Origin of the sequence: Pseudoxanthomonas sacheonensis, assembly GCF_010093305.1 — a bacterium.
Taxonomy (GTDB): Bacteria; Pseudomonadota; Gammaproteobacteria; order Xanthomonadales; family Xanthomonadaceae; genus Pseudoxanthomonas_A; species Pseudoxanthomonas_A sacheonensis.
This window is the reverse complement of record NZ_PDWS01000004.1, coordinates 94070-120958: the sequence shown is the minus strand read 5'-3', so window position 1 is coordinate 120958 and position 26889 is coordinate 94070. Positions and strand designations below refer to the sequence as shown.

At 60.4% G+C, this 26889-nt stretch carries 20 protein-coding genes and 1 pseudogene; 12 read left to right on the top strand and 9 right to left on the bottom strand.

What is annotated here, in order from left to right:
• Nucleotides 1-292: 292 nt before the first annotated feature.
• The 5 genes from CSC73_RS05740 to CSC73_RS05720 all read left to right on the top strand — a co-directional run bounded on the left by CSC73_RS05740 (nt 293) and on the right by CSC73_RS05720 (nt 6111).
• Nucleotides 293-892 carry a hypothetical protein gene (locus CSC73_RS05740; protein WP_163839456.1) on the top strand — a complete coding sequence of 200 codons (600 nt, stop codon included), beginning with the start codon at nt 293-295 and terminating at the stop codon, nt 890-892.
• Nucleotides 883-2916: a DDE-type integrase/transposase/recombinase gene (locus CSC73_RS05735; protein ID WP_163839455.1), complete on the top strand. Its 2034-nt coding sequence runs from the start codon at nt 883-885 to the stop codon at nt 2914-2916. Before CSC73_RS05740 ends, CSC73_RS05735 begins: the two co-directional genes overlap by 10 nt.
• Nucleotides 2913-3968: a TniB family NTP-binding protein gene (locus tag CSC73_RS05730; RefSeq protein ID WP_163839454.1), complete on the top strand. Its 1056-nt coding sequence runs from the start codon at nt 2913-2915 to the stop codon at nt 3966-3968. Before CSC73_RS05735 ends, CSC73_RS05730 begins: the two co-directional genes overlap by 4 nt.
• Nucleotides 3965-5467: a TniQ family protein gene (locus tag CSC73_RS05725; RefSeq protein WP_163839453.1), complete on the top strand. Its 1503-nt coding sequence runs from the start codon at nt 3965-3967 to the stop codon at nt 5465-5467. The genes CSC73_RS05730 and CSC73_RS05725 overlap by 4 nt, the downstream gene beginning before the upstream one ends.
• Before the next feature lie 89 nt (nt 5468-5556).
• Nucleotides 5557-6111, top strand: coding sequence for a 3'-5' exoribonuclease (locus CSC73_RS05720; protein WP_163839452.1), 555 nt, complete (start codon nt 5557-5559; stop codon nt 6109-6111).
• Nucleotides 6112-6195: 84 nt separating this feature from the next.
• Here the strand turns inward: CSC73_RS05720 and CSC73_RS05715 are convergent, their stop codons facing one another.
• A complete protein-coding gene (locus CSC73_RS05715; protein ID WP_163839451.1) occupies nt 6196-6795 on the bottom strand; it encodes a hypothetical protein in 600 nt (199 codons plus the stop codon).
• Between the two features lie 379 nt (nt 6796-7174).
• Between CSC73_RS05715 and CSC73_RS05710 the strand changes: the two genes are divergently transcribed.
• From CSC73_RS05710 to CSC73_RS05690, 5 genes are read left to right on the top strand one after another with little or no spacing between them, the layout of a single operon-like run.
• Nucleotides 7175-9052: an HAD family hydrolase gene (locus CSC73_RS05710; protein ID WP_163839450.1), complete on the top strand. Its 1878-nt coding sequence runs from the start codon at nt 7175-7177 to the stop codon at nt 9050-9052.
• Between the two features lie 31 nt (nt 9053-9083).
• Nucleotides 9084-10184: a phosphoribosyltransferase-like protein gene (locus CSC73_RS05705; RefSeq protein WP_211840822.1), complete on the top strand. Its 1101-nt coding sequence runs from the start codon at nt 9084-9086 to the stop codon at nt 10182-10184.
• A 15-nt stretch (nt 10185-10199) separates the two neighbouring features.
• On the top strand, nt 10200-12155 hold the full coding sequence (locus CSC73_RS05700) for a hypothetical protein (RefSeq protein ID WP_163839449.1): 1956 nt from the start codon (nt 10200-10202) through the stop codon (nt 12153-12155).
• The gene (locus CSC73_RS05695; protein WP_163839448.1) at nt 12152-13237 is read left to right on the top strand and encodes a hypothetical protein; all 1086 of its coding nucleotides are present in this window, start codon (nt 12152-12154) and stop codon (nt 13235-13237) included. Before CSC73_RS05700 ends, CSC73_RS05695 begins: the two co-directional genes overlap by 4 nt.
• 32 nt (nt 13238-13269) lie before the next feature.
• Entirely contained in the window at nt 13270-14268 is a 999-nt protein-coding gene (locus tag CSC73_RS05690; protein ID WP_163839447.1) for a PfkB family carbohydrate kinase, read from the top strand.
• Between the two features lie 19 nt (nt 14269-14287).
• Here CSC73_RS05690 and CSC73_RS05685 read toward each other — a convergent pair whose 3' ends face one another.
• The gene (locus tag CSC73_RS05685; protein WP_163839446.1) at nt 14288-14665 is read right to left on the bottom strand and encodes a hypothetical protein; all 378 of its coding nucleotides are present in this window, start codon (nt 14663-14665) and stop codon (nt 14288-14290) included.
• A 23-nt stretch (nt 14666-14688) separates the two neighbouring features.
• On the opposite strand from CSC73_RS05685, the gene ybiA reads away from it, so the two are divergent.
• The gene (ybiA, locus tag CSC73_RS05680; protein WP_163839445.1) at nt 14689-15207 is read left to right on the top strand and encodes a riboflavin biosynthesis intermediates N-glycosidase; all 519 of its coding nucleotides are present in this window, start codon (nt 14689-14691) and stop codon (nt 15205-15207) included.
• Nucleotides 15208-15435: 228 nt separating this feature from the next.
• Nucleotides 15436-16074, top strand: coding sequence for a ComFC family protein (locus CSC73_RS05675; protein ID WP_163839521.1), 639 nt, complete (start codon nt 15436-15438; stop codon nt 16072-16074).
• Nucleotides 16075-16231: 157 nt separating this feature from the next.
• Here CSC73_RS05675 and cobA read toward each other — a convergent pair whose 3' ends face one another.
• The 7 genes and pseudogenes from cobA to CSC73_RS05645 all read right to left on the bottom strand — a co-directional run bounded on the left by cobA (nt 16232) and on the right by CSC73_RS05645 (nt 26887).
• Nucleotides 16232-17023 (bottom strand): uroporphyrinogen-III C-methyltransferase, encoded by a 792-nt coding sequence (cobA, locus tag CSC73_RS05670; protein ID WP_163839444.1) that lies wholly within the window; start codon nt 17021-17023, stop codon nt 16232-16234.
• Nucleotides 17024-17130: 107 nt separating this feature from the next.
• Entirely contained in the window at nt 17131-19920 is a 2790-nt protein-coding gene (locus CSC73_RS05665) for a nitrate reductase (protein WP_163839443.1), read from the bottom strand.
• Between the two features lie 8 nt (nt 19921-19928).
• Nucleotides 19929-20369 carry a GNAT family N-acetyltransferase gene (locus CSC73_RS18350; protein WP_170299052.1) on the bottom strand — a complete coding sequence of 147 codons (441 nt, stop codon included), beginning with the start codon at nt 20367-20369 and terminating at the stop codon, nt 19929-19931.
• Nucleotides 20370-20525: 156 nt separating this feature from the next.
• Nucleotides 20526-20870 (bottom strand): annotated as a pseudogene (nirD, locus tag CSC73_RS18345) (nitrite reductase small subunit NirD); the annotation flags it as partial.
• A 33-nt stretch (nt 20871-20903) separates the two neighbouring features.
• A complete protein-coding gene (gene nirB, locus CSC73_RS05655) occupies nt 20904-23357 on the bottom strand; it encodes a nitrite reductase large subunit NirB (protein ID WP_163839441.1) in 2454 nt (817 codons plus the stop codon).
• A gap of 22 nt (nt 23358-23379) precedes the next feature.
• Nucleotides 23380-24546, bottom strand: a complete 1167-nt coding sequence (locus tag CSC73_RS05650; protein ID WP_211840830.1) for a nitrate/nitrite transporter — start codon at nt 24544-24546, stop codon at nt 23380-23382.
• Nucleotides 24547-25750: 1204 nt separating this feature from the next.
• Entirely contained in the window at nt 25751-26887 is a 1137-nt protein-coding gene (locus CSC73_RS05645) for a CmpA/NrtA family ABC transporter substrate-binding protein (protein WP_163839439.1), read from the bottom strand.
• Nucleotides 26888-26889 lie beyond the last annotated feature (2 nt).

The window sequence follows — 26889 nt, the reverse complement described above, 5'->3', positions numbered from 1 at the left end:
TTACTTCAAAAGCTTTGGCGGGCTTTTTCGTAACTCTAGCTGCGCGGCCGTCCCCCGTCAAGCATGGGAGATGCCCTGCTGCCCGGATTGTTCCCTCTCTCGGCCGGTCTTAACGCCGGTTGTATTGGACGATCCCATGACCTTACCTGACATGTACCTGGGCCCCACGAGCCCAGCCTTTCCCCGTGCGTCCCTGCGATGGGCGCCACCATTGGACTCAAACGCCCGCGTGCACTGGCGATGGCCTGAGCAGGGCCAAGACCGCGTACGCAAACTCCTCAGCCGTGCGGCGATGCGCCCGATTTACCGCTTCATCAGTCTGAAACTGGGACGGGCGGTTCACGTGGAGTCCGGCCTGGAACACCAGGTAGCCATGCTGCTGGACGCCTGCCCGACCGTGGACTGGTTCGCCGAACAGCCGGTGATGATGGAATTCGACACGCCACAAGGCCTAGCCCGGCATATCCCAGATTTTGCCGTCGCGCACCGCGGCCGACCATGGTTTCTGGAACTGAAGTTCGCACGCGACCTGGACGCAGTGCTGATCGAGCGCACGCAGCACCTGACAGAACTGCTTTCGGCTGTCGGTGTGGGCTATCGATTGATCACCGAGCGGGATCTGCCTGGCCCGACCCGCCTGTCCAACGCCTGGTCACTGCTGCAGCGCGGGCGAGGTGTCTCCAGCGAGCATCAATCCTTGCTGGCCTACCACCAAGTGAGCAGTACACCTGGCATCTCGTTGGGCGAGCTTGGGTGGAGCATGCCCGCCAATGCGATAGGTCTGGCCCGGGATCTGATGCAAGGTCGCCTGCATACAGATCTGGCTCTCCCACTGTCTTCGGAATCGCGCATCTGGGCCTCCGGCGTGGAAGGGGGCTGGCTATGGGCGTAGGCACATTTGCGGTCGGTCAGCGCTTCGACCTGGACGGCACGCGCCATCACATCACCCGCCTATTGGGCGAGGGCCGCATCGAGTTTGAGGACACGGCAAAGGTTCGCCGGCATGAGCTGACCCAGGAGCAGATGCTCAAGTACTTCAAACAGGGCCGGCTGATATTCAGGCAGGTTGCAGAACCTTCGGCTGACAGACGCGCCAAGATGCGTGTCGTGAGCAATGCGCTGTTGGCATCCGTTAACCCTGCTCATAGTCGGCTTGCGGCACTGCGCCTGCACTTTGTAAAGAAACTGCAGGGCGTGACGACCACGCGTTCAACTTTCGCGCCAATCGTGGCTTCGATCTGGAATGCCCTAAAAGCCCCGGAACGAGAACTCCTACCGACATGTCCGCATGCCAGTACCGTGACCAAATGGATCCAACAGTACCGGGAGGCAGATTGCAATATCAACGCACTGCTGGATCGTCATGCTCTGAAGGGCAACCGCGAGACCCGACTGCATCCTGACATCGAGGACTTGATCGATCAGCTCATCCACGACCTGTACTTGACGCCTGAGCGCCGCAGCATCAAGGCAGTGCTGGGGGCTATCAACGACCAGATCGACATCAGCAATCTCGAACGCATTGAGTCCGAATATTTGCCGCACGTCGGGTATGAGTGCCTCAAGACACGGATTTTTGAGCTGGATGCTTACGACGTCTACTCGGCGCGTTATGGCATTCGCGCAGCCAGCGTCAAGTTCAGGAGCACAGGCGAAGGAGCGAGAGCTGAGCTCCCACTGGAACGTGCCGCTATTGACCACTGCAGGCTTGACTTATTCGTAGTTGACGAGAAAAAGGGCCTCCCCTTGGGCCGGCCCTGGTTAACGGTGATCCTGGACGAATGCACGCGTCTCATCCTTGGGTACTCACTCAGCTTCGATGAGCCTAGCGCGTTGACAGTCATGCGTGCACTCCGACACGCCATGCTTCCCAAAGACGACATGGATGATGTGGACAACCCATGGCCGACATGGGGGGTAATCCGTATGCTCGTGGTGGACAATGGCCTGGAGTTTCATGGCTTCTCGCTGGATCATGCCGCCGGGCAGTTCGGTACCACCGTTCAAACCTGTCCCCGCCGCAAGCCTTGGTACAAGGGCAAGATCGAGCGCTATTTCAGAACCCTGCAATCTGACCTCATCTCCGGCATCCCGGGTCGAACCTTCTCCAACATCATGGAGAAGGGCGACTACGACAGCTCCAAGCACGCCTTAATCAGCCTGGGCACCCTGAACCGCATCCTGCGCATTTGGACCGTCGATTATTACCACCAGCGCAGACATACCACCCTGGGAGAAAGCCCTGCCGCTAAGTGGACGCGACTGATCGACAAGGTGGACCGTCATCTGCCGGATTCGGCCGAGTGGGTCGATGCGGCATTCGGAAAACGAGACCACCGCGTTCTAGGTCACCAGGGAATCCTGTTCGATTCCTTGTTTTACAACAGTTCGGACATGGCATCTCTTCGTCATCGTCATGGTGACCGGATCACGGTGGAAATCGTGACCAACGATGAGGACATAGGCCATTTGTACGTGCTTTGTCCGGACACCGGCAAGTACATCAAAGTAGAAGCGGTCGATAGCGCATACGCCCAAGGGATGACGCGTTGGCAGCACCGTAAGTGCCGCGAATACGCCAACGCGCTCAGCGAGGAGTCGCAATCCACCGTCGGCTTGGCCGACGCCAAGCGGCGTATTCGGGAACTGATCCAACAAGACATGCTCCTGAATCGTCGCAGGACGCGAAAGAACCAGGCTCGATTCCTGCATGGCGATGTTTCCACGCAGATGACCAAGCCTGAGTCCAAGCCGCCAAGACCCAAGAGCCGGCCCGGTACCAATGGGTCCACGCTCCCAATCGCGGTAGCAGTCCCACCCGCGCCTGCATTTCACCCTGCCGTCTTTCAAGACGATGACCTGCTGGAACTTACCGCCAGCACCGCCAATCAATACAACCAGGAACTCTTCGCATGAATCCCGAATTCCCGCTGCTCTCCGAACTTCACAAGATCAAGAACCTCTCTATTCCCACTCCCTCCTTCGCATTGGCGCAACGGTGTCTGCATCGCACCTTGAGGGAAACCAGTACTACCAGTACACCTACCTGCAAGCACTTCGTTGGCCACTCCCGATCAGGCAAGTCGTTCATCTTTCGGGAGTTCGAGGCACAGTTCCCTGCAGTGCGTACGCCTTCCGGCCTGAAGAAGCAGGTGATCTATGTACAAGCCCCGGTTAAAGGCACCATCAAGGGTTTGATGGAGGCGCTTCTAGAAGCGCTGGGCGATCCGAATTGGATGAGGGGCACCTACTCCAACATGCTCTCGCGCCTGCTGAACCTGCTGCACAAGGTCGAGTGCAAGATGATCATCGTCGACGAGTTTCAGCACTTGGTGGACAAGGGGCAGCGCTTCTTACTTACCGGCGCGACCGACTGGCTCAAAGCACTTGTCGAACGCAATACTTTCAGTCTGGTCTGCGTGGGATTGCCCAGCTCCAAGAAAATCATCTTGAGGAGTGAGCAGTTGCGCAGCCGCTTCGACGCGACGATCGAGGTGCCGGTCTACGACTGGGCCGATCCAGACTCACGGAGGATCTTCCGCTCCCTGCTGAATTGTATCCAAAGGGAAATGGCCCCATTCGAGGTGCCAAACCTGTCCTTACCTGACTTGGCGTTGCGCATGTTCATTGCCTGCGGTGGACGAATTGGCCTGCTGTCCAAGCTCCTGGATCGCGCGGTCAAAAATGCGATCTGGGATAACCGCACCGCAATTCGCATGGAAGATTTGGCTGAGGCGTTCAGTACAAGCATTTGGTTCGGCAATGAGTTGCGGTTGGAGAATGGCCCTTTCCTGGGTGCGCTAAGCCAGAACGTAGTACCCGATCTCTGCAAGCACGCGATGACTTTGGCAGATGAGGTGCCTTATGAGGAGGAAGACAGGCAGACGCATCTGGGTACATTGGCTGTAGCCACAAAATCGCCGTCCAAAGCTGCCGTCAAGAAGGAGATCGCGAGGGCTCTGACTTGAGCGTTGATCCTCAAGAAGCCGGCCACTCCATCGTACCGCTGGTGGTAACCCCACCAGCTGACCCACGAGAATCCGCTATTGGATATGCACTTAGGCTCTGTGAGGCCAATGGGTATTCCTCGCCCAATATTTTCCTTTCACAATTGCGCTTAACAAGCTATTGCAATCCTGCATTCGGCGGCTCTAAAGAGGCCTTCACAGGGCTGACGCTCATGGATACTTCCGCAGCAGAGCGTCTAGAGATTCGTCGGACCGGTGACAAGTCATACTACCTCTTGGGTCAGCGCATGCGCTTAATGGAATTGTCGCTTACGCATCACAGCGTTTGCCCCATCTGCATTGACACAGACGGCATCTATGACGCCAGTTGGCACCTCTCGCAGGTCACGCACTGCCCGATTCACGGTGTTCCTCTCGTAGGTTCATGCCATGACTGCGGCGCGAGCTTTCGTATGAACAGGTCCGGGCCTGGGCTATGCAGGTGCGGCATACCTATTCGGGGCCTGGCCGAGCTGCCGAGATGCTCTGATGCGACTGCGTCCTTATTTCAGGCCATACGGGCAAAGCTCATCTGTGATCCTTCAATCGCGCAAGTTCCTCTGGCGTTTTCAATATTTGATGAAGTAGATCTGCCTGCCTTCTTGAGCCTCATTCGCCAGATGTGCAAATTCGTCCGCGACCACCAGCCATCCTCCCAAGATGAGTCGATCAGGGTGCCATCAATCGAAACCTTAGCTGTTGTTGCTGAAGCACTACGGAATTTCAGTAAAGGCATCGATACGGAACACGGCGTGCTTCGGCGCAGAAAGATGGGATTTCAACAACTCGTGACGGCGACAGCCTTCTGTTGGTTCAAAAGGAGTCATCTCGCGAACTCGAAAACTCCCGACCTGACCTTCGTTGGACACTTGACTCGTGCATTTGTCCAAGAGTTCCCGGGCCGTACGCCCCCAGGTGCGGGCTTTTCCGAGCGTCTAGCCAGGCATCGCTCCATGCGACTCCGTGACTCCGAGGAGTTCCTCAAACATTGGGTCTATGCAGATGACGTTGCGAGCCTGACTGATTGTGATCCGGTCTATGTCTACAGGGCCATCAGGCTAAAGCTGTTCTCCCGGAAAAAGGGTGTAATGAATCGGATGGCTGTCTCTAGGGTCGAAATAGCACACCTAAAACCGTCCTCGCATGTTGGGCTTGAGGCTGAAGATGCCGCGGTCGTTGTCGGTCTACCCGCTACACTTTTCTTGAGGCTTTCGCGATCAAGAATCTACATTGCACAGTACATTCCAAAGTCGGGAGGACCCTTCGCCCGGGAAGACGTGAGGTTCTTGAAAGCAATTGTCGAAGGGGCTCAGTCTCACGTGATTGACGGAACGAATAGAACCGTCGGTGACTTCCTTCGTAGGACGCCAAAATCCATGCTCAATTGGACCAAGCCGCTCGTGGATACGTTGGCTCTGCAGGCTTTGGCACAGGCTGTTACGGGCGCCGGCGATGACTGACCAACGCCCAGGCTAAGGCTTGCTCCTTTTCGTGCGCGCCCGCAGATTTGTACGGCTCCGGTTTTCCTATTTGATCTCAGAAGGGCTCTATGACGCCAACCTACTTATTCCTCGATACCGAATGGGCGGATGCGATGGGCTCCGAACTGGTTAGCCTAGCACTGGTAAGCGAGGATGGCGCGCTTAGCTTCTATGCTGAGCGCGCTGAATTGCCAGCAGCACCTACCGATTTTGTTCGAGACGTGGTCTACCCTCTACTTGATCGTGGAAATGCTGCGCTGTCAGATGAAGTGATCACAGCGAATTTGCGCGCCTTCCTGAATTCAATGCAGGCACCGACGATCATGGCTGATTACCCAAATGATCTGTTGTTGCTTCGTCATGCCCTCTCAGGTTTCGATATGTCAGATGTCCAAGCACAGGCATGCGGACCAATCCCGCGCCCAGTCATGACCCACATGCTGAAAGAGGGTTTAACGGGAATGCTGGTGGAAGAATGGTTCGACGCCAATCCGGAGCAACGCACTCGTCGTCATCATGCACTTATTGATGCTCATGCTTTGCGGATGGCTTGGTTGGTGGCTACTGGCCGCATACCCCCACCGGCATGGGCTAAATCGGCTCACAGATTGCTAGAGCCCTGACAGGTTCGCGCTAGTTGTGGGCTCCTAGCATTCCACCTCTGGTCCAGACGCCAAACTACCTAACTGGACCCCTATCAAAATCGGTCAGCCCGACGTTACAAGTTGAACTTTATCAACCGTCTCTGCGCTTCCCAGCCCCTTAGGCGCGACACATAGAGCGGAAATGACATCTGATTCCTGACCGGGTAGCGACACCAGCACCACGAGCTCGTAGTCACTGAACCGTCCCGCCTGAATGCGGTTTCGACTAGCGACGTCTCGGGATAATTCTGCCTCTTCCTTTTCGAGATCCCTTTTCAGGGATGATAATATGATCATGGTCTCGACCAGACCAGTGTAATCGTTCTCCTCAGAAGGCGGCTTGGGATTTTCGCTCGGCTTAATGGCACCACGTTCGGTTTCGGCAATCCGAGCCTTGATAGTCTCTGCCCTGCTTTGTCCTATCTCAATCAGAGATGAGTAGTGAGCCAACGTGGCTGCCGAATCATCGTTCACTTGGAAACTGCGCGTTTCCAACACTTCGCTTTTGGGTGGTTGCGTCCGCATTAGCTTCGCCAAACACGCCCTCTCGATCTTTGCGTCGAGCGACCAATTTTCTTGGAAGTACTCCCAGGCTTGCAACGTAGCTACCAGTGCCACGCATGCTCCCGCTACCCAGATCACCCCTTTAGCCGCACCGCGCATGAGTGCAACTCCCTATTGAGTCGGACTAGCTCATAGTAGTGCCAATCTGACCGAATACACCGTCCGCGTGTGTCCACTGGTGGGCGAGGAGCAGCCACTGCACCATCTATGTCCGCTTATACACGGCTATTTCCACGAACCTATCCCGGAGAAAGTATGGGAGCACCCCACAAAGCGGGTGCAACGTAAATAATTCACACCCTAAGGCGCGCCCGCTTGCGGCCAATGCGAACAAACGTGGAAGCTCTCCCTAGAAAGGGGGTACGCCGATAAGATAGTTTCTCGAGCCAGTTCGCTCGACCGGCTGGCGGCTGCCCTATTTGCGCGGACAGCGTGAGGCCCGTTGGGCTAGGATGAGCTTTATCACTAGGAGTGTGAGATGGGTCGGCCGTACCGCCAAGAACTGGGCGAGCTTCGCCTGGCACAGAGCAGCCCCCCCGATACAGTCGTTACCGCCTTACGGGCGCAAGCCAGTTTGGCCGGAGCTTACGGCTTGATCGTTGTGGCTTCTGGTGGGGCCAAAGTCATTGCCGAGTGGGTCTGTCAATTGCAGCGCACCTTTTTTGGTTGTGCCGCCGTAGCCATGACCCCACTGCAGTACGCCTCTCTGGCCGCGCCGGTACACGCGGTGACGTGGCTGGTATCGGCCAGCGGTCGACATCCTGACATCCGTCATGCCGCGAGCGTGGCAAAGTCTCGTGGTGATTCTCGGGTCGTAGCCTTCATCGGTCGCATAGGTACGCCCCTGGCTGTTTGGCTCCAGAAGGAGCTGCGTAGCGAAGTGGTGGAGTTTGATCTCAAGACCGAGGGGGATGGCTTTCTGGCAACAGGAAGCGTGTGGGCGATGGCGTGTGCGCTGGCTAAAGCCTACGCGCCCTGGCTGGATCTGCCTCAACCATTGGACGATGAGCTCTGCCGGCACCAGCTGGCGTGGGGTGCGGCGACCGCGCCGAGCTTGGCTGCCTCATTGCCCAGCGACCACGAGCTGATCGTCCTACATGACACATGGGCTAGCTTGGGTGTTCATGACTTGGAGACGCGCTTCGTCGAGACAGCTTTGGGTAATCTCTGGTCGGCTGACTTTCGCAACTTCAGCCATGGCCGTCATTTCTGGATCGCTGATCGCGGACACCGCACCTCGATTCTTGCTCTGTGGACACCGGCATCCGAAGAACTTGCCCGGCCGACGCTAGCATTAATCCCAGCTTCGGTTCCGAAGCAAGCTATCGCTCTTCCCGCAGACGGACTGCTCGGTAGCCTGGCAGCCTTATCCCTGTCGATTCATCTAACTGCCGAGGTAGCCGAACGCGTTGGGCGCGATCCTGGCCGGCCAGGCGTGCCCAGATTTGGCGAGCAACTCTACGAGGGTGGCTTCCCATACCCTGGCACGTTACAGCTGCAGCAAGCCGAGTGCGCCATCCGCCGCAAGTCCCCCGCTATCCTGCCTGGCTCGGATGTACACCGGCTCTGGTTAGACGCATACCTTCAAGCCCGAGGTCGGCTTGAAACTGCCACGGTGACGGCCATTGTTGTCGATTATGACGGCACGCTGGTCGACAGCGAGAAGCGCTATGACCCTCCTCAAGAGGAGATCGTGCAGGAACTGATTAGGTTGCTAGAAGCCGGGGTGTGGCTAGGGGTGGCCACCGGGCGTGGCGGCTCAGTCCAGAAGGATCTGCGTGCCGTGTTGCCGGAGCCGATGTGGTCGCGCGTACGAATCGGCTACCACAACGGCGCCTTGATTCAGACGCTACAGGAGGATTTGCCTGACCTGGATGGTGAGCCGACGCTTTTACCCTTGTCCGAAGCCTGCATCATTCTGCGCGCCCAGTTGGAAGCCAAAGGCTTGGCAACCCTGCGCTGTCGAAAACACCAGATCACGGTTACGCCCGCCCCCGGTCTATCTTTGGAAGAGACGTGGCGCGCTACACGCGAAACACTCGATCAGCACAGCCTGAGCGCAATCCAAGTCTGGTTGAGTTCGCATTCGGTGGATGTGCTTGGGTCGCAGTGCTCCAAAATCAAAGTAGTAGAGCATGTCGCGGCACTGGCCGGCTGCCCGCTAGATGCTGTCTTACGCATTGGTGACCGTGGCGCTCACCCAGGAAACGACTGGCAACTGTTGTCTTCGCCGCTGGGCATGTCGGTGGGTGACTGCTCGTCTGACATGGATACTTGCTGGAACATTTTGCCGCCGCATCTTAGAGGTAGCGCTGGTACTGCCTCCTTGTTGAGGCAGGTAAAGACGCGCAGCTAAGACACAAAATTTTGGGGATTGGGGAGGGGTTGTGAAGAATAAAACCGCGCAAAGACTTCTCAGCGCCGTGATGGATTGGTCAGATGAGCAGGCCACAAAGGAGTTCGCGTGGTTGAACCTTATGGCGAAGCTGAAGTACGACGACTATCGAGACTTTTTGGCGGGCATGCGCTTCTTAGAGAGCTTGGTCGCCTGGCTTCAACAGTTCAAACCCGAGGACAGGCCCGCAGCCTACGAGTTTGTCCGCAAGCGTTTGGTTTTCATCAGTGCGGCTGAGCGCCAGCGCCTTGTGGAGATGCTGTATCCAGAGGTGATTTGGCCGGAATTGGTGAACTCTGCGACAACACAGCTGAACATCCCTTCTTGGCGCGTCTTAGTTGATGCCAAGGACCATTTGGAAACGGATCGGAGAAAGACGCTATTTCTCGCCCTAAGCGATGGCGCCCGTCTCGATACGTTCCGCCACGCCAACGTTGGCCGGATATCCAATGAACAAGTCGTGGTAACCGTCGACCCCTCTGCCGAGAAATGGATCGATCTTCTCAAGGAACTGCGCAAGGATGTCAAAGACGACGCAGCCCACTTCACCCGCATCGTACTGGTGGATGACTTCACGGCCTCAGGAACATCCCTGCTCCGAAAGGAGGACGATGGTGCCTGGAAAGGCAAGCTTCAGAGGTTTCTGGCTTCCATCAAAGAGATCCAACTCGTTCTCCCTTTTGATCTTCTCGTGCATCACCTGATTGGAACTCCCAAGGCCGCCGATCACCTAACCGCGGCCATCAAGGTCTTTAAGGAGGAGCAGCCAACGTTGTGGGAGAAGGTCAGAAACACGGTTCTACCCACCTATGGCTGGCTCTATCCAACCACACTGAAACTGAGTTCGCCCCAAGACGATCAATTTCTTGCGATCGCCAAGCACTACTACGATCCCAGCATTAGAAACAGTCATACGGACAAAGGAGGCAGCGAGAATATCCACCTAGGTTACGCCGACTGTGCCCTCCCGCTGGTACTGGACCACAACACGCCCAACAACAGCGTCGCGCTACTTTGGGCAGAAAGTGAAACGGACAATGGAAGCGCACATAGGATGCGTCCGTTATTCCGCCGCCGCCAACGACATTCCTGAGTGCAGCAAGCCATCATGTCCAGTCCTTTTGATAAACGCGCCATTGAAAGAATTCGGGATGACGTTGCGTTTCTTCCCTACATCGCCTCAGCTCCTTTCGAGGTGCACTTAAAACCTCACGCCACGGATGGAACGCTGTACGACCGCCTAGTGGTAATGAGTGGTACGCCTGGCAGCGGAAAAACCACCATGGCCCAGCTGTTTCGGCTACGCACGCTGCGAACGCTTCAGCAGATGGCCGAGCGGTCGAACGAAATGGCCGAGCTTCAACAGGTACTGTCCGCATGCAAGGCGTACAAAGGGGAGCACCCGCGCGTAGCCGGCTGCAGGCTCTCTATGGAGGAGAAGTACCGCGATTGTTGGGAGCTAGGATACGACGAAGCACTGCGTCAGAAGATCCTTCGCACCTTGATCAACGCACGTGCAATGCTGGGCTGGCTACAGGGTTTCCGGGACGCAGGAATTGATCTTTCACAGGTGCGCATCCTTAGCAGGAGTGATGTTGGCAGTTCTGCCGAGTTTGTAGGTCTGCAGTCCACAGAGGCCGCCTACGAGCGCGCCAAGGCGGTTGAGCGCGCGGCCTATGGGGTTTGTGCCGCTCTTGTACCTCCAGCCGAAGATGCCCTGCCAGAAGCTCTGCGCACTCCGTATGACGCTTTGGACGTAATCGAACGATTTATTGTCACCTTTGACGGGCGCGAAGCTGAGCTAGTTCCACTACTTATTCTCGATGATGTCTTCTGGCTGCATGAATCACAGCAGCGCTACTTGATCCGCTGGCTTGCCGGACGTGAGATATCCATCGCTCGCTGGATTCTGACGCGATTTGATTCATTTGGTCCACGGCACATTCTGAACAATGAGTCGATTGCGCAAGCGCTGGCCTACTCTTCTGAGCCTGGCGTGCAGCAATCTCGTGACATCGTAGAGATTCGCTTGCAGGGCGAGCGCTCAAGGTCGCGAGGCGATTTCCGCAAAGTGGCGCGCCAGATCAGTAGCCGCTACCTGCAACAAATCCCCGTCATGAAGGAGCACGCGGCTACGGATTTTGAATTGTTGCTGGACGACCGACTCGTTGCGGCGACCAAGGAACAGCTACGTCTTGGCAAGGCAATTCTTGACCGTGCCAAGACCCAAGCCGTCCTGCCCGATCTCTGGGTGACTGATATACAGCGGCAGGTGGCCGAGTATCTTTCTGACCACGACCTACGGGGCGATGAAGGCACGTTGGTTGGCGACGCGATGATGGCAATTCTGCTGGCTCGCCAAGCGCGTCGAACGCCACAGACTTCTATCTTCGACAGTAGCGAGGCGCCTGAGGACCTGGAGCTCATTGAAGAGCGCCTCGTTCGACCATCTACTTCTATCGAACATGGCGCTAGGATTCACCTCTGGCACGAAGCAAAGGTCCCCTATCTATATGGTTATGAGTCGTTGGCTGACTTGGCCAACGAGAACACGGAGCGTTTCCTCGATTTTGCAGGGCAGTTGGTGCGCCTGCTACAGACTCGTGTAATTCGGGCAAAAAAACCTCGCTTATCTGCTCAGCAACAGTTCGACACGCTGCAAGAGCATGCCCGTCAGATGATTGGTAGCTGGAACTTTCCTGAAAGTAGCGCTGTGAAGAGAATCGCAATGGGCATGGCCGCAGCCTGCGTAGCCAAATCCAGAGAGCCAAACGCTTCTTTGGGGGGAGGCGCGAGCGCGTTTGGAATACCGCGAGATGAATTTCTCATGATTACAGAAAGCCACCGCGACCTTGCTCGAGTGCTGCAATTCGGCGTCGCTTACAACGTGTTCAATCTGGTTCCCGACCAAAGAGCAAAGAATCGCGATTGGTGTTTAATCGAGCTCTGTGGGCCCATCTTGCTTGCCAATGGCCTGACGTTACAACGCGGCGGATTTCTTGAGCGTCGCGTGTCGCATCTTGAAGAGTTCCGAATGTTGCGCGATACGGAGGTGGCGCCATGACCCATGATATGCGCTGGGACCAATGCATTAACCATCGGGATGCTGAGGCGCTGAAGTTCATTTCAAGTTATTTTTCAGACAAGGCTTCTCCTCGTAGATGCCTTCTTATCTGTGGAGCGGGGTTCGACCCTCGCGCCACCCACGTGGCCGATCAGCTGGTTGCAGCAGCGCCTCAGTATTTACGTGCTGTACTTATTCGCGAAGAACGGCCACAAGCAGATCAAGAGCTCCACAAGCGTGCGGATGCGAATGAAAAAAAACTCACTGCAACGATTCCCGACAACGTAGTTCATGTGGTCAACGTCTTCTCTGAAGACGAGAAGACAGTCGTCGGTGGTCGCCGGATCACCCAAAAGCTAGTTGCGGAAGCGCTGGACGAGCTAACGGATATCGTCATCGATATCAGCGCCCTATCTATTGGCATTAGCTTCCCGATCGTCCAGCAGTTCTACAACCAAGCGTGTGATAAGGCCAACTTCCCCAATGTGCACGTTATGGTAACAACGAGCCCGTCCATCGACGGCGCCGTGAGCTCAGAGGTAATGGACAAGCTACAGATGGTGCACGGTTTCGATCCCGACTTCGGTACGGAGGCAGAGTCCAAGAAACCAAAGCTCTGGATCCCACAACTGAGCAGTCGCGCGCAGTCTGCGCTGAAACTGATATTCCAACGACTGGACCCAGAAGAAGTATGTCCGGTCTTACCATTTCCAGCAGCGGACCCACGCGCGGTAGAGGAGCTCATCGAGGTCTTTCAGGAGCAGATTGCCAATACGTGGAATGTCGATGCCCGCGACTTTTTGTACGCGGCCGAAGGGCATCCCCTGGATCTTTACCGCACCATCTTGCGGGTCGACGCGATGCGCCGCCTCACCTATGAAGTGGAAGATGGCTCGATCACGGTTTTGTCCCCCCTGGGGACCAAGGCGATGGCCTTAGGTGCACTTCTTGCCGCACTTGACCGCAAGCTTCCTATCGCGTATGTGGAGTCTTTAAAGTATCAGGTACAATTTTCCGATAACCCTCCGCCACCGGGACTGATTCACCTGTGGCTTACGGGCGAGGCGTATCCTAACGATTGAGCTCACTGTTACCGAGTTGGCGGACACCTAACATGCCCCATATTGTCGGAACAGGACTTCTTGCACTGGACGTAATCGTTCAGCGTAATGGCGCTAGCGTGAGTTATTCAGCCAGCGGTGGCGGCACATGCGGCAACGTGCTGACTATATTGGCCAGAATGGGATGGCAGTCGAGCTGGCTCGGGGCCATGGACGATTCGTCAATCGCGCGGCTGATCCGGCACGAGATGGAAAGCGCCGGGGTCTGTTTACATTCAACGCCCAGCGATGATGCGCCACCTACACCAGTGTTTGCCCATCACATCGATGTCGACGCGCACGGCCATGCTCGCCACTGGTTCTCTGACAGCTGTCCACATTGCGGCCGAAAGTTTCCGCACTATCAGCGACCTGCGGACACGTGGCTGACCAACCAGGTTGCTCACGTCCGCCGGGCCGACGTTTTCTTTGCCGATCGACTTTCTGACAGCATTATCGAACTGGCAGCACAGGCGAAGGCTCACGGTGCCCTGATCGTATACGAGCCATCAGCAAGCTCGGATTTGCCCTGGATGGGCCAGATGTTTGCGCTGGCCGATATCGTTAAGCACTCCAGCGATCGGCGCAACGCTCTGGAGGGAGTAGCTGCTGCTAACGCCAGCACACTGTGGATCGAAACTCTCGGCTCGCGAGGTTTGCGATGGAGCTTTGATCGGAATGCCCATCACGAGATCGCTGCTGTACCCAATCCGCGCGCCATCGACGCGTGCGGTGCTGGCGATTGGTTCACCAGCGCACTGATCTTTCTGCTATCAGGCACGAGTCAAAAGCTCTCGCAGCTCACGCCAACTCAGCTGACACGCGTGATGAAAACTGCATCGGGCGTGGCCGCGTGGAGCTGCAGCTTTCTAGGAGCCCGCGGCGCCTTGTATGACGCTCCCATCCACACCGTATTCGAACAGATGCAGTTGGCACCTCTCACTCATGGAGCCCAACTACTGCGCCGACCGCCAGCCTATTCAGACGCACTAGATCTGTGCGCGTTCGCCTGAAGCCCATCTGGCCTAAACCCTAAGACTTTTCTAGCAGGTTAGCCACGGCGCGCAGTAGCGTGGCGGCGGCGTGTGCAACTTCCTTCTGACCGCGCAGGGAGCTGGCCAACTTCATTAGGTCGCCGTCGCCCGCTTTTTGTGAATTTACAAATTTCACGATTTCAATAAATCCGTCTGACCAGGTGGCCGGGCTCTTGGCCAAGACCCGGGTGGCCGTAGCGGGTGTCACGCCCGCAAGCTTGCCCAGCCCAGATGGCTTTAAATCATGGGTTTTCATGAAATTTTCGACTTCCGCCCGTGCCGCAATTGCGGCGTCATCGGTGGGAGCTGGAGGCCGGCCACGAGGCATTTTTTGGCGAATTACTTGACTTTTTTGATATTTAAAATAAATTAACATATACGGAACTTGGAGCGCAATTCATGCCCAGCGAGATTCGCTTCTATCGCGCCAATGAACGGCCTTATGGGGCTTTCAGCAATCTCTATCGGCGCGAGATCGAATTTGAAGGCGAGCGCTATGCCACCGCAGAGCACGCTTATCAAGCGGGTAAGGCCCGGAAGCCCGAGGTCAAGGCATGGCTAATGGCTGCCCCCTCGCCTGCTCTGCTGGCGATGGCTGCACACGGGCTCTATTACTGGGACATTAGCCCAGGCTGGTCGACCAGCAAATTCGATCGGATGAAGCGAATCCTCCGCGCCAAGTACACCCAGCACGAGGATCTGAAGGCCCTGTTACTCAGCACTGGGGATGCGCGGCTGGTCGAGTCGGCCACGGTGGATTCCGTCGTTAACCGACTCTGGGGTGAGGTCAACGGAGTGGGCCAGAACAAGCTTGGCCAGTTATTGGTGGAAATCCGGGATGAGCTTCGGGCTGCTCAATCTGGCAAAAAAGTCGTTGCGAGCCGTCGGCGAGCGAAGGTCGTGGCCGAACGCGCATAACGCCAGCCGCTGTCGAGCCTACGGTCCACCGCTCAGCGTCGGTAAGCCAGCCGTCCAGGCCGAAATGCGGTCTCTGCAAAAAATCTCGCCTTTTGACAGCAATTGTCGAGGAAATTCTTACTTTATGGGCCTACCTCGGCCTCGTCGATGGCCCAATGGCTGGACATAAGCCATTGATTTAGCTGTGTCGGCGTTCCCGGCTTTTAGCGCTGTCTACAGCCACGCTGCCTGCTCTGCGGCGAAAACGGTGCGGAGGGCCGGGATCTGTGCCGCGCCTGCGCCGAAGCGCTGCCCTGGAACGGCAGCGCCTGCCTGCGTTGCGCCCTGCCGCTGCCCGCGCCGGGCACCTGCGGCGCCTGCCTGCAACGTCCGCCGCCGCTGGCCGAAACCCATGCGGTGTTCGTTTACGGGTTTCCGCTGGACCGGCTGGTGCCCCGCTTCAAGTTCCACAACGATCTGGCCGCGGGACGGTTGCTGTCCGAGCTCATGCTGCAAGGCGTATCCGGGCTATCTAGGCCTTCGGCCCTGGTACCGGTGCCGCTGCACGAATCCCGTTTGCGCCAGCGCGGCTACGATCAGGCGCGGGAACTCGCCAAACCCCTGGCCCGCGCACTGCAGGTTCCCCTGTTATCGGAGGTGCTGGTCCGCACGCGCGCCACCGCGCCGCAGTCCGAGCTGGATGCCGGCGCCCGTCAACGCAACCTGCGGCGCGCGTTCGAAGTCCGTGCCGACGCGGCGTTACCGGATCACGTGGCGATGGTCGACGATGTGATGACCACCGGCGCGACCCTGGAAGCGGCGGCCAAGCGTTTGCGGCGCGCAGGCGTGGCGCGCGTGGATGCGTGGGTTTGCGCGCGGGTGCCTTAGGAAACTTCTGAACAACTTGCTCTTGATCGTCACCCCAGCGAAAGCTGGGGCCCATTTTGATCTTGCTCAGCGAATAGCGAAGGTCAAAATGGATTCCAGCTTTCGCTGGAATGACGAAGATGACGAACTGAGTCGTGTTCTGAATTTCCTTAGCGAATCAGCCGCACGCCTCCACCAGTGAAAGCGAAGGTTGCAGCGCAGGAATCGCCGCTTCGGCCAGGGCCGCTCCAATCAGGATCACGCCGGGACTGCCCAAGCCGGCATGGCGCGCATCGGCTGCCAACCGGCCCAGGGTCGTGAGCAGCCGCGCCTCATCCGGCTGGCTTGCTGCTTGCACGACGGCGGCCGGCGTATGCGCCGGCAGATGCAGCAACAATGCTGCGCTGAGCGATTCCAGCCGGTCCATGCCCATGTAGATCGCCAGCGTGGTGCCGGTAGCGGCCAAGGCCGCCCAGTCCGGTTCGCTGTGGTCCTGCGCGTGGGCGGTGACGAAGGTGACGCCACGGCAGTGATCGCGGTGGGTCAGGGAAACGCCCAAAGCTGCGGCCGCCGCGAAACCGGAACTGATGCCGTTGACGATGGCCACTTCGATGCCGGACTTGCGCAGGAAGCCGATTTCCTCGCCAGCGCGGCCGAACAGCAGCGCATCGCCGCCCTTGACCCGGACTACGTGCGCTCCGCGTTGCGCATAGCGGCGCATCAGCCGGCAGATGAACGCCTGCGGCGTGGAGCGGCAACCGCCGCGCTTGCCCACGCGGATCACCCGCGCCTGCGGCGCCAGCGACACGATCTGCGGATCGACCAGATCGTCCAGCATCAGCACATCCGCGGTCGCCAGCGTTCTGGCGGCTTTTATCGTCAGCAGCTCCAGATCGCCGGGCCCGGCCGATACCAGGCTGACCTTGCCCCCGTGCGTGTTCGCGGTGCAGGAATCGTGGTTGCCATTCATTCGTTCGGTTCTCCGGAAAGATCATCGTCATGCGCGGGTAGGTCGGGGCTACGCCCTCGACGCACGGGAACCCCTCCCATTGCGCGCGTCGGGGACGTAGCCCCGACCTACCCGCTGTCCACGATTTCGCGGCACATGCGCGCCAGCTGCGGTACGCAGGAACCGCAGACGCTGCCGCAGCCCAATCGCTTTTTCAGTTCGGCCACATCGGCGCCCTGCGCTATCGCGGCGCGGATGGGGGACTCCCTGACCTGCATGCATTGGCAAACCAGCGCATCGCGCGTACCGCCCGACAGGCGCTGGGTGAACACCGCCAGGCGCGAACCGGTCCATGCCGTGCCGGCCAAGGCGATATCCAGCAAGGCCTCGTTGCCCGGGTCGCGCTGGCCGCCGGCCAGCAGCAATCCTTCGATCCGGTCGTTGTGCGCATCGCACCCCCAGCCGACCCGCTTGAGCAGGCCGCGGCGCGCGTCGTGGTACTCCAGCACGTGTTCGCCCGGCTGCAGCCGCAACACTTCGGCCAGACGCTGCAACCATTGCGGCGGCACGGTCTCGGCGGCGGCGCGCAACACCAGCCAGGCCTGGCCCGAAGCCGGATCGGCATCGGCGCGCAGGGAGAGAGAAGCGAACGCGCACTCGCGCAGCAATGGCTGCACGGCGATCTGCAAAGCAAGCGCATCGCCGCGGCGCGCGGCCAGCAGGTTCCAACCGAAAGCCGCTTTCTCCACCCGCACCGCCGCGTGCTTGAGTTCGGGCTGGAAGGATTTGGGATCGACCGCGCCGTTGCTGACTTCGTTGATGCCGCCGCTGGCCAGGAACTGCCCGCTCCAATGCATCGCGGCGAACACCGTGCCCGAACCCACTTCGTCGGACACCGCCAGCGGCAGCAGCAGTTCGCCGCGTTTGCTGGTCACGCGCACCAGATCGCCAGCGCTCAGGCCGCGCCGCACGGCATCGTCCGGATGCATGGTCAGCTCCGGCTCCGGCGCGTGCGCGAACAATCCCGGCACCCGCCCGCTGCGGCTCATGCCATGCCATTGGTCGCGCAGGCGGCCGGTCAGCAGACGCAGCGGATAGCGCGCCGAAATCGGTTCGGCCACCGGCTTGTAGGGAGTGGCATGGAAACGCGCGCGGCCATCGGCGGTGGCGAACACGCCGTCGCCGTAGCGCCGCGCCTGGCCTTCGCTCGCGCCCGCCGGAAACGGCCATTGCTGCGGTCCTTGGGTTTCCAGCAGCGCATAGTCGAGGCCGCCGATATCGAGGTCGCGTCCCACGGTCAGGCGGCGATGTTCGTCGAACACCGCCTCGGTGTCGGCGAACTCGAACAACGGCGTGGCGCCGGGCGGCGCCAGGCGCGCCTCGATTCGCCGCGCTATTTCTTTTGCGATCCACCAGTCCGCTTTGGCTTGGCCCGGCGCGGGCAGTGCGGCGCGCACGCGCGAGATGCGGCGTTCGGAATTGGTCACCGTGCCTTCTTTCTCGCTCCAGCTGGTCGCCGGCAGCAGCACGTCGGCATAAGGCACCGTGTCGGTGTTGAGGAAGGCTTCCTGCACCACCACGAACTCGGCCTTGCCCAGCGCCTCGCGCACCAGATTGATGTCGGGCATCGAGTGCACCGGATTGGTACATGCAATCCACACTGCTTTGACCTTGCCGCTGCGCAAGGCCTCGAACAGCGCCACCGCCGGCAACCCGGGGCGATCGGACAGGGTTTGCGCGGGCAGGTTCCACAAATGTTCGAGCTCGGCGCGATGAGTGGGATCGGCGATCTCGCGATGCGCCGCCAGCATGGTCGCCATGCCGCCGACTTCGCGCCCGCCCATCGCATTGGGCTGTCCGGTCAGCGAGAACGGCCCCGCACCGGGCTTGCCGATCTGCGCGGTGGCCAGATGCAGCTGGATCAGCGCCAGGTTCTTGTCGGTGCCGTGGCTGGACTGGTTCAGGCCCATGCAGTACAGCGACAGCGCGGCCGGACTGCGGCCGAACCACTCGGCGGCCTGGACGATGTCTTCGGCCGGCACGCCGCACAGGTCGGCGACGAAACGCGGCGTGTATTCGCGCAGCATCCGCTTGAGCGGCTGGAAGCCTTCGGTATGCGCGTCGATGTAGTCGGCGTCGATCAAGCCTTCCCAGATCAGGTGATGCAGCATGCCGTTGAACAGGGCCACGTCGGTGCCCGGCTGCAAGGCCAGGTGCAGGTCGGCCATGGCGGCGGTGTCGGTGCGGCGCGGATCGATCACGATCCACCTGGTTTCCGGATGCGCCTCGCGCGCGGCTTCCAGGCGGCGGAACAGCACCGGATGCGCATAGGCCATGTTGCTGCCGGCGAACAGCACGGTGCGCGCCTGCTCCAGATCGTCGTAGCAGGTCGGCGGGCCATCGGCGCCCAGCGCCAGCTTGTAGCCGGAGACCGCGCTGGACATGCACAGGCGCGAATTGGTGTCGATGTTGTTGGTGCCGATCAGGCCCTTGGCCAGCTTGTTGAAGACGTAGTAGTCCTCGATCAACAGTTGTCCCGACAGATAGAACGCCACCGAATCCGGACCGTGTTCGGCGACGATGCCGGCGAAGCGCTCGGCCACCGTGTCCAGCGCCACACCCCAGTCCACCTCGCGGCGCGCATCGCCGCGCAGGCGGCGCAGCTGCGGGACCAGCGCGCGGCCGGTCGTCTCGCGCGTGGTCTGCGGCAGGTTGAGGCCCTTGGTGCACAGACGGCCGAAGTTGGCCGGATGCTCGGGGTCGCCGGCGATGCCGGTGATGCGGCTGCCGTGCGCATCGTGTTCGGCGTCGATCAGCACGCCGCAACCCACACCGCAGTAGCAACAAGTGGAACGCGTGCGCGTACGCCGCAGCGGTGCGGTGGAAGACGGCGTGAGTGTGCGCGTGTCGCCGTCCATCGTCCGGTTCAGGTCAAGCCGCGAAGCGGCTTCGGATCGAATGAATCGTCGGACGCCGACCCGGCGATATCCAGGGTCATGAACACGCTGTTGGGATCTGGCCTGTAGTTGCCGAAAGGCGGGCACGGAGCAAACCCGAAGGTTGCGTACAAACGCCGCGCGGCCTCGAAGAACTCCATTGACCCCGTCTCCAGGCTCAGTCTCGAGTAGCCGCGGGCCGTGGCTTCTTGAATGAGGTGCCGCAGCATTTTCGATGCCACCCCTCGTCGCAGATGCGAGGTGGCGGTGCGCATGGACTTGATCTCGGCGTGCGACTCCGTCATGTGCTTGAGCGCGCCGAATCCGGCCAGCGCCGGACCGTCCCAGACGCTCCAGAAAGTGATGGCGGGGTCGCGCAGGCCAGCCAGATCCAGGGCATGGCGACTTTCCGCCGGGGCGGTGTGCTCCATGGAGCCCAGGTGTTCCCGGAGCAACGCAAGAACCTCCGGACCCTCCAGGTTGTCGATCCGAATGACCAGGTCGCTCTCCGCCGACGCCAAACTGTCCGATGACGAGCGGCCGCGATCCACGCCGGAACTGGTGTGGGCTTCGGCGGATGTAAGCCCCAGCGAAAGCCACACCACGCCGTCCTCCACCCGCACCGGATAGGTCGCCACGCAGCCCACGTCCGGCGCACGCGCCTCGCCGTTCTCCAGGCTCAGATTCCAGCTGTGCAGCGGACAGGTCACCGTTTCCCCGGCGACGATGCCCTGCGACAGCGGTCCGCCTTTGTGCGGACAACGATCGCGCAGGGCGAACACCTTGTCGCTGGCGGTGCGGAACAGCGCGATGTTGTCGCCGCCTTCCCTTTCCAGCACGCGCGCACCGAGCACGGGAATGTCATCGACTCTGCACACTTCGACCCAATCGGGTGCGGCCGTGCTTGAGGCGAGTGTGCTTGAGGCGGACATGCTTGATGGGGACGCGCTCGATGCGGACATGGCTCAGGCCTCCACCGGGTCGGCCAGCATTTTCAACTTGAGCGGTTGGAACTCGTGCCGCTGCGCGCCGGCGATGCGCGCCGCCCACGGATCGGACAAGCCTTCCAGCGCGAACAACAGGCGTTCATGCAACGCCCTGCGGTTGTCGGCGTCGTCGACCACGCGCTGGCGGATGTAATCCAGCCCGACCCGGGCGATGTAATGCACGGTACGGTCCAGGTAATAGGCTTCTTCGCGGTACAGCTGCAGGAACGCGCCGGTGTATTCGCGCACCTCGTCGCTGGTCTTCACCTTGACCAGGAACTGCGCCACTTCGGTCTTGATGCCGCCGTTGCCGCCGACATGGATTTCCCAACCCGAATCCACCGCGATGATGCCTACGTCCTTGATGCCCGACTCGGCGCAGTTGCGTGGGCAGCCGGACACCGCCAGCTTGACCTTGTGCGGACTCCACATGTTGGCCAGCATGGTTTCCAGGTCGATGCCCATCTGCGTGCTGTTCTGGGTGCCGAAACGGCAGAACTCGCTGCCCACGCAGGTCTTCACCGTGCGGATGGATTTGCCGTAGGCGTGCCCGGACTGCATGCCCAGGTCCTTCCATACTTCCACCAGATCTTCCTTCTTGATACCCAGCAGATCGATGCGCTGGCCGCCGGTGACCTTGAGCATGGGCACCGCGTACTTGTCGGCGACATCGGCGATCCGGCGCAGCTCGGAAGCGTTGGTCACGCCGCCTTTCATCTGCGGAATCACCGAGAAGGTGCCGTCCTTCTGGATGTTGGCGTGCGCGCGCTCGTTGATGAAACGCGATTGCGGATCGTCCACCGCTTCGCGCGGCCAGGTCGATAGCAAGTAGTAGTTGACCGCCGGACGGCAGGTGGCGCAGCCGTTGGGCGTGCGCCATTCCAGGAAGTCGTACACCTCGCGGTGGGTCAGCAGGTGATGTTCGCGGATCACCTTGCGCACTTCGCCGTGCGCATAGCTGGTGCATTCGCACACCGCCTTGGTCTTGGGGGTCTGCTGGAAACTGGAGCCCAGCGTGTTCATCAGGATCTGCTCGACCAGACCGGTGCACGAGCCGCACGAACTGGAAGCCTTGGTGTGCTTCTTCACTTCGTCCAGGGTGAACAGGCCATTGCCGGTGATCGCCTTGACGATGGTGCCCTTGCACACGCCGTTGCAGCCGCAGACCTCGTCGCTGTCCTGCATGCCCATCGCCCGGCTCTGCCCGGAATGGCCGGCGTCGCCTATCGCGCTTTCGCCGAACATCAGCTGGTCGCGCAGATCGTCGATCTTGCGGCCGTCCTTGAGCAGCTTGAAATACCAGCCGCCGTCGGAGGTGTCGCCGTACAGGCAGGCGCCGACCAGTTTTTCGTCCTGGATCACCAGTTTCTTGTAGACGCCACCGGCCGGGTCGGACAACACGATTTCCTCGGTGCCTTCGCCGCCCATGAAATTGCCGGCGGAAAACAGATCTATGCCGGTGACCTTGAGCTTGGTCGAAGACACCGAACCCTGGTAGATGCCGATGCCGTAATGGGCCAAGTGATTGGCGCAGATCTTGGCCTGCTCGAACAACGGCGCCACCAGCCCGTAGGCGATGCCGCGATGGCTGGCGCATTCGCCCACCGCGTACACGCGCGGATCGTAGGTCTGCAGGCCGTCGCTGACCACGATGCCGCGGTTGCAGTACAGCCCCGCCTCCTGTGCCAGCTGCGTGTTGGGGCGGATGCCGGCGGCCATCACCACCAGGTCGGCCGGTTGCTCGCTGCCATCGGAAAAGCGCACGCCGGTCACTTCGCCGGCTTCGTTGCCGAGGATTTCGGTGGTGGAGGTGTTGAGGCGGAATGCGAGGCCGCGTTCGCTCAGCGACTTCTCCAGCAAGCCGGCGGCCACCGGATCCAGCTGGCGCTCCAGCAGCCAGCCGGCCAGATGCACCACGGTCACTTCCATGCCGCGCAACTTCAAACCGTTGGCGGCCTCCAGGCCCAGCAGGCCGCCGCCGATCACCACCGCATGGCGCTTGACCTTGGCGGTGTCGATCATGGTCCGGGTGTCGAAGATGTCGCGGTAGCTGATGACGCCTTTCAGATCCTTGCCCGGCACCGGCAGGATGAAAGGCAGCGAACCGGTGGCCAGCAGCAGGCGGTCGTATTCGGCTTCGGTGCCGTCGGCGGCGATCACCCTGCGCCGCACGCGGTCGATGCGGGTGACTTCCTTGCCCAGGTGCAGACGGATGCCGTTGTCGGCGTACCAGTCCAGCGAATTGAGCACGATGTGCTCGAATTCCTGCTCCCCGGCCAGCACCGGCGAAAGCAGGATGCGGTTGTAGTTGGGATGCGGTTCGGCGCCGAACACGGTGACGTCGTACATGTCCGGCACCAGCTTGAACAACTCCTCCAGCGTGCGGATGCCTGCCATGCCGTTGCCGACGACGACGAGTCTGGGTTTCTTCATCGGTGCTCCCATGGGTTGCTCCTCAGACTCTCGCGGCGCCGGCGGCCCATTGGCTGCGCCAGTGATGCTTGATCCCGCGCAAGCTGACCCAGGCCAGCAGGGCGATGCCGGCGAACAGCCACAGGCCCAGCGCATAACTGCCGGTGTGCTGCTTGACCACGCCCAATCCCGCCGCCAGCAGGAAACCGCCGATGCCGCCGGCCATGCCGATCAAACCGGTCATCACGCCGATCTCGGAACCGAAACGCTGCGGCACCAGCTGGAATACCGCGCCGTTGCCCGCGCCCAGGCACAACATGGTCAGCACGAACAGCATCACCGTGCCGACGGGCCCGCCCAAACCAAAACCGGCGAGCGCCACCAGTGCCGACGCTGCCAGGTAGATCATCAGCAGACTGCGCGTGCCGCCGATGCGGTCGGCGATGACTCCACCCACCGGCCGCATCACCGAGCCGGCCAGCACGCAGGCGGCGGTGGCCCAACCGGCGATCCTGGAATCGAAACCGAACTGGTCGTGGAAGTAACCCGGCAAGGCGCTGGCGAAACCGGCGAAACCGCCGAAGGTGATCGCATAGAACAGCATGAACCACCACGAATCCCGGTTCCCCACCAGCACCTTGCCGTAGTCGCGCAGGGTCTTGCGTTGCACCGGCAAGGGCGCGTCGCGGGCGTACACGGCGAATACCAACAGCACTGCAAGCAACGGCAGACAGGCCAGGCCGAACACGTTGTGCCAGCCGAAGGCGATCGCCAGCACCGGTGCGAACAGCGCCGCCAATACCGTGCCCGAATTGCCGGCACCGGCGATGCCCATCGCGGTGCCCTGATGCTCCGGCGGATACCAGCGCGAAGCCAATGGCAGAGCGATGGCGAACGAACCGCCGGCCACGCCCAGGAACACGCCCAGCAGCAGCACCTGACCGAAGCTGTGCACGCCCAGCCGCCAGGCCGCCAGCAGCGCCGCGATCACGATCGCCTGCGCGATCAGGCCGGCGCGGCGCGCGCCGATGCGGTCGGCGGCCATGCCCATGAACAAACGCAACACCGCACCGCACAGGATCGGCACGGCCACCATCAGCGCGCGCTGCTGGGTGTCCAGATGCAACGCCGTGGCGATGGGCACCTGCAGCGGCCCCAGCAGATACCAGACCATGAAACTCAAATCGAAATACAGGAACGCCGACAACAAGGTGGGGGTATGACCGGCCTGCCAGAACGAGCGATTCATCTGCGATGGCTCCTTGCGGGCCGTGGGGCGGCCCTGCAATCGATGGGGTCCGGTAGGGCGTCTACCGGCCGGGCAAAAAAAACGGCGTGCTTCCAGCTTTCGCTGGAAAGACGCCGTTGTCCGTGCGGAAAGCAGGCCGCCGTTGGCCTCTTCCCGATATGTGGGTGCCGACACCTCGTTGTGCCGTCATGGGAAACAAGAGCAATCGCCGTGCCAATCTTTCGCGTTATCGCGAAATTCTCAGTAATCGCTATTCAATCAATGAGTTGAGCGACTGCTGGTGCGAATCGGGAGGTTCGCTCTGCTGTCTTCGGCAGACGTTACGCACGCATGCGGTGCTAACCGCTGTGCAACTGCACAGTTATTGTGCGGCGCAGCAGTCACGACGGTTCCAGGTATGCGATCGATGCCAATGCAGGCGATGCGTTTTTGCCTCCCCCTTTGAAAAAGGGGGATTGAGGGGGATTTGCTCTGGCTCTAAAGCAGGATCAAGAGCAAATCCCCGTAGCCCCCTTTGAAAAGGGAGCAAAACAACCGCAATGCGCAAGACATGCCATGGTCGTGAACAACGGGGAAGTAGGGTTTCCGTGTGTCGGGGGCGTAGCCCCGACCTACTGCGGATGGCGAATGCGTCCGCATAGGCCTGCGCGGCAGTCACGGCGGTTCCAGGCGTGCGATTGATGCCAATGCAGGCGATGCGCTTTTTTGCTTCCCCCTTTGAAAAAGGGGGATTGAGGGGGGATTTGCTCTGGCTCTAAAGCAGGATCAAGAGCAAATCCCCGTAGCCCCCTTTGAAAAGGGAGCAAAACAACCGCAATGCGCAAGACATGCCATGGTCGTGAACAACGGGGAAGTAGGGTTTCCGTGTGTCGGGGGCGTAGCCCCGACCTACTGCGGATGGCGAATGCGTCCGCATAGGCCTGCGCGGCAGTCACGGCGGTTCCAGGCGTGCGATTGATGCCAATGCAGGCGATGCGCTTTTTTGCTTCCCCCTTTGAAAAAGGGGGATTGAGGGGGGATTTGCTCTGGCTCTAAAGCAGGATCAAGAGCAAATCCCCGTAGCCCCCTTTGAAAAGGGGGGCAAAACAACCGCAATGCGCAGACATGCCATGGTCGTGAACAGCGGGGAGGCAGGATTTCCGTGTGTCGGGGGCGTAGCCCCGACCTACTCGCGGATGGCGAATGCGTCCGCATAGGCCTGCGCGGCATGCCCGTCCCAGACGATGCCATCGCACAGCACGCTGCGGCGGCTCTCCGCCGCCGGCACCTGCACCGCCACGCTGGCGGCCGCTTCCCGATAGCGCGCGGTGCCGTGCACTTCGGCCACCTGCCGCGCCCAGTCCGATTCAGTGCGGTCCTGCGCCAGCCAACCCCAGCGCCGGAACTGGCTGAGGAACCACAGGCCATCGGACAAGTAGGGAAAATTCACCGCACCGCCGTCGTGAAACGACAAACGGGGGCTGCCGGATGCATCGCTCGCGCCCAGGCAAGTGGAGATCTGCTCCACCGGCAGCCCAATCACCTCCGGCTCGGCCAACCAGCCCGCCGCCTGATTGCGATTGCCGGGTTCGTCCAGCCAGCGGCACGCCTCCAGCAAGGTCGCGGTCAACGCCACCGCGGTTTCCGGTTCCTGAGTGGCGAAGTCGCGACGGCAGGCCAGTACTTTTTCCGGGTGGTCGGGCCAGATCTCGCCACTGGCCACCACCCGGCGGCCCACCTGCAAGGTTTCCGCCTGTTGCGCCCAAGGCTCACCGGCGCAATAGCCGTCCAGTTCGCCGCGGGCCAGCGCCTCGGCCATCTGCGGCGGCGGCATGGCCACGCTGCGGATCGCGTGCAGAGGCGACACGCCCTGCGCGGCCAGCCAGTAGTACAACCACATCGCATGGGTGCCGGTGGGAAAGGTCTGCGCCAACACCGGTGGCCGCCGCAAATCGGCAAACGCCTCAGTCAGCGGCTGGCCCGCATCCAGCGCCTGGGCCAGCGGATGCGACAGCACGATGCCCTGCCCATTGCGGTTGAGGGTCAGCAATATCGACAGATCGGCTTGCACGCCGCCGATGCCCCATTGCACGCCATGCACCAGGCCGGTCAAAGCATGGGCCGCATCCAGTTCGCCGGTCAGCAATTTGTCGCGGATCGCCGCCCAGGAAGCCTGACGGTGCAATTGCAGATGCAGGCCGTGCTTGCGATCCAACTGCAGCCGCACCGCGGCCACCAGCGGCGCGCAATCGATCAGCGGCATGAAGCCCAATCGCAGCAGACGCTGACCGGTGTTGCCGTCGGAGTGATGGTTGAGGGTCATGC